General features: G+C 60.7%; 12 protein-coding genes. 3 read left to right on the top strand and 9 right to left on the bottom strand.

Annotation, left to right across the window (positions count from 1 at the left end; genetic code table 11):
• Window positions 1–34: 34 nt before the first annotated feature.
• Genes AB5Z02_RS05045 through AB5Z02_RS05035 form a run of 3 tightly spaced genes read right to left on the bottom strand, consistent with a single transcriptional unit; the run spans window position 35 to window position 3,514 of the window.
• Window positions 35–604, bottom strand: a complete 570-nt coding sequence (locus AB5Z02_RS05045) for a membrane integrity-associated transporter subunit PqiC (protein WP_103250897.1) — start codon at window positions 602–604, stop codon at window positions 35–37.
• A complete protein-coding gene (pqiB, locus tag AB5Z02_RS05040) occupies window positions 601–2,250 on the bottom strand; it encodes an intermembrane transport protein PqiB (RefSeq protein WP_368215441.1) in 1,650 nt (549 codons plus the stop codon). Before pqiB ends, AB5Z02_RS05045 begins: the two co-directional genes overlap by 4 nt.
• Window positions 2,243–3,514, bottom strand: a complete 1,272-nt coding sequence (locus tag AB5Z02_RS05035) for a PqiA/YebS family transporter subunit (RefSeq protein WP_368215439.1) — start codon at window positions 3,512–3,514, stop codon at window positions 2,243–2,245. Before AB5Z02_RS05035 ends, pqiB begins: the two co-directional genes overlap by 8 nt.
• A 176-nt stretch (window positions 3,515–3,690) precedes the next feature.
• Here AB5Z02_RS05035 and hfq point away from each other — a divergent pair, with 176 nt between their 5' ends.
• Window positions 3,691–4,050, top strand: a complete 360-nt coding sequence (gene hfq / locus AB5Z02_RS05030; protein ID WP_005335772.1) for an RNA chaperone Hfq — start codon at window positions 3,691–3,693, stop codon at window positions 4,048–4,050.
• Between the two features lie 132 nt (window positions 4,051–4,182).
• Here hfq and AB5Z02_RS05025 read toward each other — a convergent pair whose 3' ends face one another.
• From AB5Z02_RS05025 to AB5Z02_RS05000, 6 genes are all read right to left on the bottom strand, one after another.
• Window positions 4,183–4,773, bottom strand: coding sequence for an HAD family phosphatase (locus AB5Z02_RS05025; RefSeq protein ID WP_042081546.1), 591 nt, complete (start codon window positions 4,771–4,773; stop codon window positions 4,183–4,185).
• Between the two features lie 66 nt (window positions 4,774–4,839).
• Window positions 4,840–5,943: an EAL and HDOD domain-containing protein gene (locus AB5Z02_RS05020; RefSeq protein ID WP_159157654.1), complete on the bottom strand. Its 1,104-nt coding sequence runs from the start codon at window positions 5,941–5,943 to the stop codon at window positions 4,840–4,842.
• 4 nt (window positions 5,944–5,947) lie between these two features.
• Entirely contained in the window at window positions 5,948–7,588 is a 1,641-nt protein-coding gene (locus AB5Z02_RS05015) for a sensor domain-containing diguanylate cyclase (protein ID WP_139733554.1), read from the bottom strand.
• Window positions 7,589–7,842: 254 nt separating this feature from the next.
• Window positions 7,843–9,879, bottom strand: a complete 2,037-nt coding sequence (locus tag AB5Z02_RS05010; RefSeq protein WP_201938687.1) for an exoribonuclease II — start codon at window positions 9,877–9,879, stop codon at window positions 7,843–7,845.
• A 99-nt stretch (window positions 9,880–9,978) separates the two neighbouring features.
• Window positions 9,979–10,878: a LysR family transcriptional regulator ArgP gene (locus tag AB5Z02_RS05005; protein ID WP_005354775.1), complete on the bottom strand. Its 900-nt coding sequence runs from the start codon at window positions 10,876–10,878 to the stop codon at window positions 9,979–9,981.
• A gap of 201 nt (window positions 10,879–11,079) precedes the next feature.
• Window positions 11,080–11,730: an acyl-homoserine-lactone synthase gene (locus AB5Z02_RS05000; protein ID WP_042081537.1), complete on the bottom strand. Its 651-nt coding sequence runs from the start codon at window positions 11,728–11,730 to the stop codon at window positions 11,080–11,082.
• A 62-nt stretch (window positions 11,731–11,792) separates the two neighbouring features.
• On the opposite strand from AB5Z02_RS05000, the gene AB5Z02_RS04995 reads away from it, so the two are divergent.
• Both AB5Z02_RS04995 and lysE read left to right on the top strand, forming a co-directional pair.
• Window positions 11,793–12,575, top strand: a complete 783-nt coding sequence (locus AB5Z02_RS04995; protein WP_005335753.1) for a LuxR family transcriptional regulator — start codon at window positions 11,793–11,795, stop codon at window positions 12,573–12,575.
• A 207-nt stretch (window positions 12,576–12,782) separates the two neighbouring features.
• Window positions 12,783–13,391, top strand: coding sequence for an L-lysine exporter (gene lysE, locus AB5Z02_RS04990; RefSeq protein WP_368215537.1), 609 nt, complete (start codon window positions 12,783–12,785; stop codon window positions 13,389–13,391).
• Window positions 13,392–13,427 lie beyond the last annotated feature (36 nt).

Here is a 13,427-nt window from a genome sequence, read left to right as displayed (position 1 = left end):
TCGTTTTTTATCTCTGCAATCGGCGGATGGGCGATTAGCTGGCGCTCTGGCGCACCTCGGCGGCGATCTGGTCGAGCAGCTGTTGCCAGCCCTGACCCAGTTCGTTCACCAGTGCGTTGTAGCCATCGGCCGGCAGTACCCGCTCCTGACGGAAGGGGGCATCGCGCAACACGGTGCCATCTTCCGCCAGCAGGCGCCAGCGGCCGCTCAGCACGGCGCTGCCGTCATGACGGCCCTGAAAGCGCTCCACCAGAATGGTCAGCACCGGCCCCTTGCGGGCGCCATCCTGCCGTACCACCCAGCCCGGCAAGCGGGTGGAGAGGCCATTGAGGGTGAGTTGGTTGAGCTGATCGTCCAGCGCACCGGCCCAGCGATGGTACTCGGTGAAGTGCAGCTCTTGCCCTTCCAGCTGATAGACCAGACTGATCCGGTCGAGCTGGCTGGCCAGCGTCACCGGGCGCAGCACCAGCTGGTGCTGCGGTTGGGCCGGTGCCGTCACGGGTTGCTGGCTGTCGGCATCGAGCGAATAGTAGTGCAGGCTCGGCTGGCTGCTGCAACCCGCCAGCAGGCCCAGCAGGGCCAGCGTCAGGATCTCTTTTTTCATTGTTTGCCTCGCTTGGGCTCAGGGTCCGATGGATGCGCACGATCGAAGATCAGTGAGCTGGGCTGCTCGTTGAGGGAGTGCACCAGCGGCTGCAGTTCGCGCATCAACTGATTGAGGGTCTGCACCGACTGACGCAGGTCCTGATTGGTCTGCGACTGGGCATCATAGGCCTGCAAGGTCTCCTGCAACTGCTTGAGGCTCTCGTTGAGCGAGGCGGGCAGCTGCTGGGTGGAATCCTTGGCGGTGAGCTTGTTCAGGTTGGCGCTGACTGCACTGATGTTCTTCAGGGTGCCATCCAGGGTGGTGAGTGACCCGTTGACCTTGGTCAGGGTGGTTGCCATGTCCATGTCGACAAACTTGTCGAGGATGAGGTTCACCTTGCGCTCGATCTGATCCAGCCCGCCCTGCACGGTGGGGAAGACCTGATAACCGGCCAGCTTGGCCTGCTCGAAACGTGCCGCGTCCGGATAGAAGTTGAGGTCGATGATCTTGCCGCCGGTCAGCAGGCTCGAGGTCTTGAGGCTGGCACGCAACCCCTCCTTGAACTGCTTGCCGAACAGGGCGCGCCATTGATCCTTCTCCGCCTTGGCATAGCGGTGGGAGAGGCGCTGTACCTCGATGCGGGCCAGCACCGGGATCTGGCGGCTCTTGAAGATCTGCACGCCCTTGTCCTCGATGAGGTAGGGGGCTGAGATGACGGTACCGACCCGAATGCCGCGATACTGCACCGCCGCGCCCGGGTGCAGGCCACCCACGTTGTCATCGAACAGGAAGACGTAGTCGATGAACTGATCCAGACTACCGGCCAGCACGCTCGCCTCATCCTGGAACAGGGTGAACCCTTCCATCTGTTTGACCGGTTCGCCAGGCGCCCAGCCGGGTGGCAGACCCATGGTAATGCCGCCATCGATCAGGCTCTCCAGCGAATCCATCTTCACCTTCATCCCCTCGCTGCTCATGGAGACCTCGAAGCCCGGGGTCATCCAGAAGCGGGAGTTGCTGCTCACCAGAATGTCATAGGGGGCGTGGATGAAGATTTGATACTGCATCTCGCTCTTTTCCGGCAGGAACTTCGCCTCTTCCACCTGACCTATGGTGAAGCCCTGATAGTTGATGGGGGAGCCTTCTCCCAGCGCGCGGGTGTCGCGACTGCTGAGGGTGAGACGCAGCCCCTTGGCATCGAGGGAGGCGAGCGGCGGTTTGTCGAGCATGGCGTATTCGTCCCGCGCCCGACCTTTCTTGCCGGGGGCGAGTTCGATATAGGCGCCGGAGAGCAGGGTGCTCAGGCCCGACACCCCTTCACGGCCCACTCTGGGTTTGACCACCCAAAACTGGCTGTCACCGCGCAGCATGCCGGAGGCGGCATTGGTCAGCCGCCCTTTCAGCACGGCATGGCTATAGTCATCGCTCAGCTCGACGGCCTCGATACGGCCGACGTCCACTTCGCGGGAGCGGATCACCGTCTTGCCAGCGACTATGCCCTCGGCAGTGGCGACTGTCAGGGTGAAACTGGGGCCCTGAGAGTACCAGTGCTGGAACAGCATCCAGAGACCGATGAACAGCGCCAGCAGGGGCACCATCCAGATTGCGGCGGCAGAACTCAGAAAGTCAGAGCCCGGTTTCCACCTTTTTTTACGCTCACTCACGTTCGCGTTCTCCTTGTTGTAAATCCCAGATCAGGCGGGAGTCGAAACTCATGGCGGCGACCATGGTGATCAGCACCACACCTGCAAATGCGACGGCCGCAGGGCCGGGGTAGATGGTCATCAGATTGTCGAGCCGGATCAGGCCCGCCAGAATGGCCACCACGAAGACGTCGATCATCGACCAGCGTCCGACAAATTCGGTCATGCGATAGAGTTTGAGCTTGCCGAGGGGGGAGGTGACATTGCCGCGCTGCACCATATAGCAAAGCCAGAATAGCGCCAGTATTTTCACCAGTGGCACCACCACGCTGGCGAAAAAGATCACCGCCGCTATGGGGTAGGAGCCCATGGCCCAGAGCAGCACCACACCGCCGAGGATGGTGGAGGGGCTGTCATCACCGAGAAACACCGTATCCATGATGGGATAGACGTTGGCCGGAATGTAGAGAATGGCGGAGGTAAACAGCAGCGCCCAGGTACGGTTCAGGCCGCCCGGCTTGCGGGCATGCAGCTTGCCGCCGCAGCGGGAGCAGCTGTGGCTGCCCACCTCGCTCAGGGCGCCACAGATATGGCAACCCACCAGACCGGATTCCAGCGCGCCCGCTTCCGGGTCGATATCCCGCGCCTCGGTCGGGCCGAACAGCCGCTGCCACAGCCACATCTGGTCAAGCGAGGAGATCATCTTGATGAGCAGCACCGTGTAGCCGACGAAAGCCCAGAATGACAGCCCCATCTTGATGTCGGCCATCCCCATCAGCTTGACCAGCGAGATGAGCACCCCCACCAGAAAGACATCCACCATCAGCCAGGGTTTGATCCGGCAGAGCAGACGGCCGAGGGAGCGCAGGGCATTGCTGTGCAGATCTTTATCGACCCGCCACAGCACCAGCATGATGGAGCCCATATAGACCAGCGGCAGGCCGATCAGGGTCAGGCTCAGTACCGCGCCGAGAAACAGATAGCCCTCATCCACCAGGGTGGTGATGCTCTGCAGAAAAGTCATCTCCTGGCCCACCCCTTTGGCCGAGAAGGACATAAAGGTAAAGGCATTGGCGAGCACGAACATGATGAGTGCCGCGAACCCGTAGGAGATCGGCCGCAACTCCTGCTGTGGCAGGTGGCGACTCAAGGTGTGTCCGCAACGGGGGCAGCAGCTGGCCTGTCCCACCTCGAGCGGTGTGGCCGGTATCAGCAGGTCACACTCTTCGCAGGCAGTGGCATCATGGACATAGATGGTGTGGTGTTGGTGTGAAACCGGATGCAAGATAAAACCCCAGATAAGGCCCGTGGTAGAGCCAGAGCTGGCGATTATCGCAGTTGTGCTGGTCAGCGACCAGCCCCCGGAGGGCGCTATTGCTGGCGGGAGTGAGAATGACTTTGACAAGCCAGTGCCCATTTAGCACAATCAAACGCCACTTTTTTTCCGCGGGACAATAATTTATGACAACTGAATCCCCCAGCTACTCCACGATTGAGCAAGCCTTCTCCCTCGGGAACGGGCAAGATTCTGCCCTCAACTGGTTGCGCAAGAACCGCAGTCAGGTCGCTATTTTTCTGGTGAGCGGCATCAAGCTGGAAGGCACCATCAGCGGGTTCGACCAGTACAGCGTGCTGCTGACCGATGCTCATGGTAACCAGCAGCTGGTCTACAAGGCCAAGATCTCCACCATCGCCATGCACACCGGCCGTCCGCAGGTGAACATCCAGCGTGCTCGCAAGCCGCGTGTCTCCATGGCGCCGCGCCCCCACGGTGCGCCGGGTCGTTATGACGACAATCAGGGTGGCGGCAACAACGAGTAATCGTCTGCCTCACACTCCTCGTTGACGCGCCCTGCGTCAGCGGCTGACGGAACCTGCTCTCATTTTCATTCATGTCCCGTATGAGAGCCGGTTCCGGTTATCGCCCCTTGCAGGGCGATATTTTTTTCCGCACTACGCCGTTATGCCGACTGGTTGACCCTCTTTGACCATGCAGGTCTGCATACCCGCCGCTTCTCCTGCCTGTACCCCGATACCGGTATCTTCAAACACCAGACAGCCTGATGGATCGACCCCCAGCTTGCTGGCGACCAGCAGGAAGGTGTCCGGATTGGGTTTGTGCAGCTCCACATCGTCTGCGGTGACCACCACGGAGAAGTAGCGATCCAGCCCGGTGTTGCGCAGCACCGCCTCGGCGTTGACGCGGGGCGAGCCGGTGCCGATCCCCATCGGGATGACGCCATGATAGCGCTCGACCAGCGCCTGCATGGCCGGAAAGACGGTCGCCTTGTGCAGGTTGGCCACATAGTGGGTGGTCTTGCAGCGGGTGACTTCGAGCGGATCGAGAGGGATCTGCTGCTCCTGTGCGACCAGCAGGGCTATCTTGCGGCTCGGCATGCCCCCCAGCTCATAGAACCAGTCGGCATCGAAGTGAAAGCCAAACTCGCGGGCAGTATGTTCCCAGGCGGCCAGGTGCAGCGGCATGGAGTCGACCAGGGTGCCATCAAGGTCAAAGACCAGGCCTTGGAATCCGGAAAGGGTCATGGTGCGGGGTCTGTCTCTGAAAAAGGGGAGCCCATTCTAGCCAGTGGTTCTCTGCCTCGCCATCACCTAGCTGGTGAGAAACGCTTGCCCCCACATTTGTGACTGAAAATAGACGGGGGTGAGTTGGGCCGGATCGAGTTGATATTTGGGGGCAAGCTGTTCCAGCAGGGCCCAGTTGCCCTGTTCATAGGTGCTGACCAGCTGAAACAGATGAAAGAGTGGCCCTTCGTGCAGTTCGATGGCGCGCTGCACGCTCTTGGGCAGGTGGGCCATCAGCGGCTCCGACAGCAGGGATCCATCAAGCACCAGCCCTACCAGAAAGGCCCAGCTGGCCTCCGCTTTACCGAGGGCGGTGAGGGCAATCAACTCGCAGAAGCGGCCGCGGGCGATGGCCATGCGGGTACAGGCCTCCGGCATGTGCTGGCTCACCCGGGCCAGGCCGTTGATCAGCACGAACTTGCGGATCTCCTGCTCCCCCAGATAGGAGAGGGCGCGGGGCACCGAGGTGATGGGGGCGGCATGATCGAAGCCGGGGGCGTTGACGTAGGTGAGCAGCAGGCCGGGCAGCCAGGCATCCTGCTCCAGCAGGCGGGCTACCTGTGCGAAGGAGAACTCTTCGTGGCAGATGAGCTGTAGGATCTGCTGTACCAGCGCCATATCGGGCTGGTTCGCCCGCTGATTGACCAGCTCCGGACGGGCGAGAAAGCCGCCGGCAAAGAAGTCGACCCCGGCCTCCCGCAGCGGGAGAAAATCCGCCCAGGTTTCGATGTTCAGCGCCATCCGCTTGTGCTCGGTGGGCTGACAGATCCCCTCTTCCCCCATCCAGTACACCAGCAGGCGGCTGGCGCCGAGCCAGCGCGGATCCCGGTTAGCGCCGTGCACCGCCAGTCTGCGCCGACTGTCGCGCCACTGCTCCAGCACCGGGAACGAGTTGGGCTGGCGTTCACTGGAGGCTTCAACCAGCGGGATCGCGTCCTGATCCAGCAGCATGGGACGCTGTTCATCGAGCTGTTCGTGGGTGAAGGGCACCAGATATTGACGCCCCTGCGCCAGCAGGCGGCAATGTTGCGCCAGTGAAGGCCATTCGGTCGGTGAGCTGAGCTGATAGTCGATGCCGTAGGCCACCAGAGCCAGGCGACGATTGAAGATAGGGTAGCGACGCAACAGCATGGGATCACCGATAGGCCAGAGTGCGGGCCCTCCCTTGTGACTTGGCGTGGTAGAGCGCCTGGTCAGCCTGTTCAGTCAGGGTCTGCCATGCTCCGTCCAGGGAGGGAACCAGATAGCTAAAGCCTATGCTAACCGTAATGAAATCAGCAACCCGCGAGGCGGGATGGGGCATTTTCAAGCGGGCAAGACCATCGTGGATCCGTCCGGCCAGCTGTTCGGCCTCACCGGGTTGGGGGGCGCAGAGCAGAATGACGAACTCCTCGCCACCGTAACGGGCTACCAGATTGGTGCAGCGCCGCTCTGCATCCCGCAGCACATGGGCCACCTGTTGCAGGCAGAGATCCCCCTTGGCATGGCCGAAGTGGTCGTTGTAGGCCTTGAACTCGTCGACGTCGATCATCAATACCGCCAGCAGGTTCTGGGTGCGTCGTGCCCACTCCCACTCCCGCTGCATGGTGATGTCCCACTGGCGCCGGTTGGCGATGCCGGTGAGGGGATCTTCCAGCGACAGGAGGGAGAGGCGGTGATTGGCCTCCTCCAGCGCACGGTTGGTCTCGGCCAGCTGCATGGTGCGCTCGGCAACTCGGGCCTCCAGCTGGCGGTTGAGGGTTTCCAGCTGCTCCTGGGTGCGCTGGCGGATCAGCAGTTGTGACAGGATGGCGGCGTACTGTTTGAAGATCTCGCTCTGATAGGCCTTGAGCGGCCGGTGCCAGAGCAGGTTGTCAGCGGCAATCCAGCCGATGGGAGTGGTGCCATCCCATAGCGATACCATGGCGTTCCAGCCACGGCCCACCTGCTGCTTCTCGTAGTAGAGGGGGGTATCTTCCATCACCAGTACGTAGTCCTTGCGCCTGAGCGCCTCTTGCACCGTGGGGTGATCCGGAATGGGGCTGATGAAGTTGTGTTCATCCATCAGCTCGCCCTCTTCGCTGGTGCCCCAGGTGCCGCGCATGGTCTTGCCATCGGGTTCGATCAGGAAGATGGCGACCCGATCGAACTGCAGCTCCTTGCGGGCCAGCAGCACGGCATCCCGCAGCAGATCGTTCTCGCTGCGACTGCGGGAGAGGGTAACGCTGACCATGTGCAGCGCCTGCAACATGGTGAGGAAGGATCCTTGCAGTGCCTGACTCTGTACCAGATCGGTCTGGGTATGGAGCCGCTGGTCCCGCTCCTGATTGACCTGGCTGGAGAGCAGATGATTGCTGAGCTCGGCCGTCAGATAGTGGATAAGGAGCTGGATGCCCTGACGCTGGTGGGAGGAGAGGCGATCGATGCGGCGGCGGGTCTCCAGATAGATGACCCCTTCCAGTTTCATGTGACGCTTGAGAGGGAAACAGGCGCGTAACTGCGGCTGGGCGGGCTCCACATTTTCGCCGGGATCAGGCGGTGGTGGGAGTTGCTCGATCACCAGTTGTCCCTTCTCCATCGCCTTGTCGATCAGGTGGTGGGGCAGGGTCAGTTGGCCGAGATGGGCGAGATCAAGCGTGGTCAGCCCGTGATCGAGCTGAAAACTGTAGAGCTGCGGTTCGGGGGCTTTCAGCCAGAGGTAGAGGCGTTCGGCATCGGTCTTTTCACGGATGGTGGCGAGGCTCACTTCGCATAACTGAGCAAAGTTGGTGAAGTGTTCCGGGTCCCATTCCTGCATACCAATATCCCTTGGATTGTACCCAAGCGAGTATAGACATATTTCTCCTTGATTAATATGTCAGAAAGGAGAGGCAGCGCACATAACGGTTGCTTTCAGCCCTGCTGGTGGAGGCATTCACTGCGTTCTCTGCCAATCGTGGATAGAACTGTGTGCCATAACGGTATATATGGCAGCTTGTAGGGCGGGATGCCGGGCAAAAAAGAGCCCGCACGATGGCGGGCTCTCGGGCAGATTAGATGATTCTGCGCGGCTTATTCTGCCTTGGGGGCAGCCTCAGCGGGCGTTTCACTGCTATCGGCTGGCGCACTCTCGGTCGCCGGGGCTTCCGGTGCCGGACCCGGCACCAACTCCACCGCCGGCTTGGCGATAAGGGAACGGGTCTCTTCCACCGCTTCGGTCAGTTTGACCTCGATGATCTGGCCGAGCTCATAAACCACTTCGGTCTTGTCCAGATAGACGCGACCGTTGTCCCAGTTGCACTCCAGTCGATCCTTGTTGTCGAGAATATGGCGGGCAGGCAGGAAGACCACAGCGCCGTTCTCCTGCAGACGCAGCTTGAGACCGGCACGCATCACGTCGATGATCTCGGCGTTGAATACCTGATCGGTGCCAGCCGCGGCTTTCAGGTAGCGAACATAGAGCCAGTCGCCGATGTCACGCTCCACCATGCGGTGCAGGCGGCGGCAGGCGGTCAGATGCTCTGTGAGCTCCTGACTCGGGCGCTCACCTGGGGTCTTGCCGGCGATAACGGCTTTCAGCAGACGATGGTTGACCATATCGCCGTATTTACGGATCGGGGAGGTCCAGGTGGCGTAGGCATCCAGACCCAGACCGTAGTGGGCGCCCGGTTCGGAGGACATCAGTGCATAGCTCTGGAAGCGGCGGATCTTGCCATCCAGCCAGCGGGTGTCGAGGTTGTCGATCCAGCGGCGCAGGGCACAGAAGCCGGAGAGGCTGGCGATCTCGTCGCGCTCGAACGGGGCTTCGGCACTCTTCAGCAGGTCGATGGCGCCGTCGAGGGACTCTTCGTCAAAGCCGGTGTGAACGTTGAAGATGCCGTAACCGACGCTCTTGCCCAGCACGCGACCGGCGCAGATATTGGCGGCGATCATCGACTCTTCCACCATGCGGTTGGCGATGCGGCGTGGCTCGACGTGGATGGCCAGCACTTCGCCATTCTCGCCCAGCTCGAAGTCGTAGTCGGGACGATCCGGGAATACCAGCGCATGCTCGGTGCGCCACGCGATGCGTGCTTCGGTCATCGCCTTCATCAGCGGCAACTGGGCCAGTACGCCTGCGTCGATAGACAGCTCTTTGCCATGCTCGGCCCAGTCGGAGACGTCGTCATAGTTGAGACGGGCGTGGGAGCAGATGCGGGCGGCGAAGAACTCGGTCTCCTCCAGTAGCAGACCATCTTCGGCGATCAGCAGACGGGCGCACAGGGTATTGCGCTCCTCGCCCTCTTTCAGGGAGCAAAGCTCGTCGGAGAGGGTGCGCGGGATCATCGGCACGTTGCGGCCTGGCATGTAGACGGTAAAGGCGCGCTGGGCGGCCTCTTTGTCCAGCTCGCTCCCTTCGGCCACATAGGCGGTCGGGTCAGCGATGGCGACCAGCAGCTCCCAGCCGTTGTCCAGCTTGGTGATGGCCAGCGCATCGTCCATATCCTTGGTCTTGGCACCGTCGATGGTGAAGAAGGGGACTGCGGTCAGATCGCGACGGGGCAGCTCTTCCTCTTCGATCACCTTCCACTCCGGCAAATCAGCCGGCTCGACCTGGGCCAGATTGTGGCGCGCCAGCACCACCCACCAGGGCACATTGTGATCTTCCTGGGCGGCGATCTTCTGGATAATCTCGGCAGAGAAGTTGCCGTCGACCAGCGCATGGCGCTTGAGGGTCGCCACCACCCAGTCACCTTCCTTGAACTCTTTCTCATCCAGACCCTTCTTGACGCGGGCCTTGATGGCATCCTTGATCAGCGGGTGGTCGGCCACCACGTTGAGGCGGTCGCGGAACATCTTGACCCGGGCCACGAAGCGGGTGACGGACTGCTCCAGCAGGGTATCCGGCTCGGCCACTTCCTTCTCTTTTTCGGTGCGGATCAGGGCGGTCACCCGGTCACCGTGCATCACCTTCTTCATGTAGGGAGGCGGCACGAAATAGCTGGTCTTCTCATCGACTTCCAGAAAGCCGAAGCCCCGGTCCGAGGCGCGGATCACACCCTCTTTCTTCGGGATGTTTTCGCGGATTTGTTGCTTGAGCTGGGCCAGCAGCGGATTGTCTTGGAACATAAGTGAGGAACCTGAAGTGAAAACCTGGGTGGAGACCTGATGAAGGATCGCCCAGCACTATACGTTTTTAGCCCTGCAAAGCCAAGGTGAATGGCCTGCTCAGCGTGGTTTCAACTGCGAGCTGGCATGGTCGATAAGGCGTTGGGATAGCTGCTTGTGAACCCCTTTTTCCAGTACCCAGCGGTGCCAGTAGAGGCGTTCCGTCAGGACGTGGTCGGGACTGAGGTTGAGTAGTGACCCGCCAGCCAGCTGGCCTCTTATTTGCAATTCGGGAATGAGGCAGTAGGCCAACCCCTGCTCGGCCATGGCGACGAAGGCCTCTGACGAGTGGACCGTATGGCAGGGATAACCGCCCGGTTCCAGCCCGAAGTGTTCTCTCATAAAACTCACATGCATGTCATCGCGCTGATCGAACGCCACCGCCGGTGCCTTGGCCAGCGCCTCACGGGTCAGGCCCGCGGGAAAGTGGCGCGCCACGAAGGTGGGGCTGGCGGTAAGCAGATAGTTCATCTCACCTAGCTCGTCGACGCAGCAACCCGCCAGCGGCTGGGGATGCAGGCTGACCGCACCGAACGCCTGACCCTCGCGTACCTTGTCGAGGGTACGGCTCTCGTCATCGACCAGCAGGTTGAGTTCGATGGGGTGCAGCTTCAACAAGGGGGCAATGGCGGGCAGGAACCAAGTGGCCAGGCTGTCAGCGTTCACTGCGATACTGATCCGGATTGGCCCCTGCGGTTGGTCGGGGGTCAGCTCCCCCGCCAGTTCGAGCTCGAGCTGATGTACCTGCCGATAGTGGGCAAGCAGCTTCTGGCCGAGTGACGTGGCCTGCAGCGGTTGGCTGCGAATGAGCAGCGGCTCGGCAAACTGTTGCTCCAGCTGCTTGATCCGCTGGGAGATGGCCGACTGGGTGATATGGAGCGACTTGGCCGCCCGATCGAAGTTCTGCTCCTGCAGTACCGCATCCAGCGCCCGCAGCAGTTTGTAGTCCAGCTCTTTCATCTTCTCCCCCTTCCGTTGCCCAAGGGCTGACTCTACGTCACTCGGCAGGGGACAACAATGGGCGGTGGAAGGGGCGTTGCGCTGTGATTTTTGACAGTAGTGGTCAGGCCATTGAGGGAGGATACTCTCTGGTGCCGCATGGGGTAGCCCTGCGCAGATCGTAGCGACATCTTTATCCCGGGTCTGTTTTCCCGGGATTTTTTATGAGTGAACTGCCAGCACCGGTGACGGTTGCTGCAGTGGATAATGGCTGGTTTGATAATGGCCCAGCAGAGGTTGGGAGACCGCCTGCGCGAAGCGCTCATCCAGATGGAAGCGGATGCCAACGCCCCTTACCGCCCCCAGATCGACCGCCTGCCGATGACCGAGCCGCTCGATGGGCAGGCCAAGTCGGCGGAAGATGCGCTCCACTGGCAGGCTGACGACGGCGACCAGCTCCCGGATCCCGTGGGCATGGGCGAAGGCATAGACCTCGCGGAAGATGACGCAAGTGAGTTCGCTGACGCCATTGCTCATGCGCGGTGCGCGCTGGGCATCGATAGCCAGACGGGTGAGTTCCCAGACATCGGGGGTGCGTGGCGCGCTTTCACCGGCAAGGGCGGTGGGGAAGATGGTGGGTAGCATATAGGCATCGGCACAGTTGAGCAGACGAATACAGCCACACAGCCCTTGTTCGTCCTCGATCAGAACCCAATGGGTGTCTGGCGTGTCGAAGCTGTCACGCTCCAGGCCCCGATGAGACTCGACATCCCAGCCTAGCCGGTCGGAAAAGACGCGATTTCGAAAGCGATAGAGTTCATTCTCCACCTCGTTTCGTGGATGTTCTCTCAATTTTCCTTTAAAAACCAACATTATGGACCCTCTATCTTGCTATTCGCCGTTATAATCACATGTCTGGCCAAGGGGGCTTTCATATGAACAGAGACCAACTGCTTGAGTACCTCGAACATTTCACTTCGGTGACGGACGGCAATCGTCTGGCCGAACTGATCGGTCGCTTTACGCTCGGGATGGGCTATGACTACTATCGCTTCGCCCTGATCCTGCCGATGTCGATGCAAAGGCCCAAGGTGGTGCTGTTCAACCAGTGCCCCGATTCCTGGGTGCAGGCCTATACCGAAAACAACATGCTGGCGTGCGATCCGGTGATCCGGCTGGCACGCAAGCAGACGCTGCCCATTTACTGGAACCGCCTTGATGAGCGGGCCAGTTTTCTGCAGGAGGGAACCATGGACGTGATGGGGTTGGCAGCCGAGTTCGGGTTGCGTAACGGCATCTCCTTCCCTCTGCACGGTGCTGCCGGGGAGAACGGTATTCTCTCCTTCATCACCTCCGAGCGGGCCTCGAGCGACCTGCTGCTGGAGTCCTCGCCGATCCTCTCCTGGATGTCCAATTACATCTTCGAGGCGGCCATTCGGGTGGTGCGTTTCAGCATGATGGACAGTGCGGGTAAAGACCCCTTGACCGAGCGCGAGACCGAGTGCCTGTTCTGGGCCAGCGAAGGGAAGACCTCTAGCGAGATCGCCTGCATCCTCGGGATCACGGAGCGCACGGTCAATTACCATCTCAATCAGGTCACCCGCAAAACCGGCTCAATGAACCGCTATCAGGCCATTGCCAAAGGGGTTAGTACGGGGCTGTTGCTGCCCAATCTGGAGCAAGTTGTGGTGACCAACTTCCCCAGATTGCTGCAGTAGGCTGAGCCCACAGGCGCAACAGATTCTCCTGCCGCACTCTGAGGGTCACAATTGTCAGATCCGGTAATTGACAAGGGCTGGAACAGCGGCTGGGTATGCCGGTTTTTATTAGCAAAATGAATCAATCAGTAAATCAATGAATTTCTAAGAGGGAACTACCATCGCTATAGTGCCGCTCATTCATCATTTCGAACGGTACTCTCCATGATGCTCGCAACGACACTGCAAGGCTTCACCATCGGTCTGGCCATGATTATCCCCATCGGCGCCCAGAATGCCTTTGTGCTGAGCCGGGGCATCCATCGCAATCACCATCTGTTGACGGCCACGCTCTGCAGCCTCTGCGATCTCACCCTGATTGCTATCGGCGTATTTGGCGGAGCCAATGTGCTGGCCGCCAGCCCTCTCGGCATGGCGCTGCTCACCTGGGGGGGCGTGCTGTTTCTCGGCTGGTTTGGTGGCCGTTCCCTGCTCAGTGCCTGGCGTGGTAAAGGGGAGGGGCTTGCCGAGTCTGCTCAGCAGATGGGTGCCAAAAGCGTGCTGGCGATGACGCTGGGTGTTACGCTGCTCAATCCTCACGTCTATCTCGATACTTTGATGCTGCTCGGCTCCCTTGGCAGTCAGGTGAGCGAGTCCCTTCGTCCGGCCTTTGCTGCGGGGGCCATGCTGGCCTCGCTGGTGTGGTTCTACTCGCTGGCGCTGGGTGCTGCGGCACTGGCGCCCTGGTTGGCCCGAGGCCGGGTGCAGCAGGGGATCGATCTGCTGGTTGGCATCATCATGCTGAGCCTGGCTGTTCAACTGGCCATAGGACGTTGAGGAAGTTAAGGCGGCAGGAATGAACGACCGGTAATA

The organism is Aeromonas sp. R2-3, from assembly GCF_040908375.1.
Classification (GTDB): Bacteria; Pseudomonadota; Gammaproteobacteria; order Enterobacterales; family Aeromonadaceae; genus Aeromonas; species Aeromonas veronii.
The sequence above is the reverse complement of the archived record's forward strand: the minus strand, read 5'-3'. Positions and strand labels throughout refer to the sequence as shown.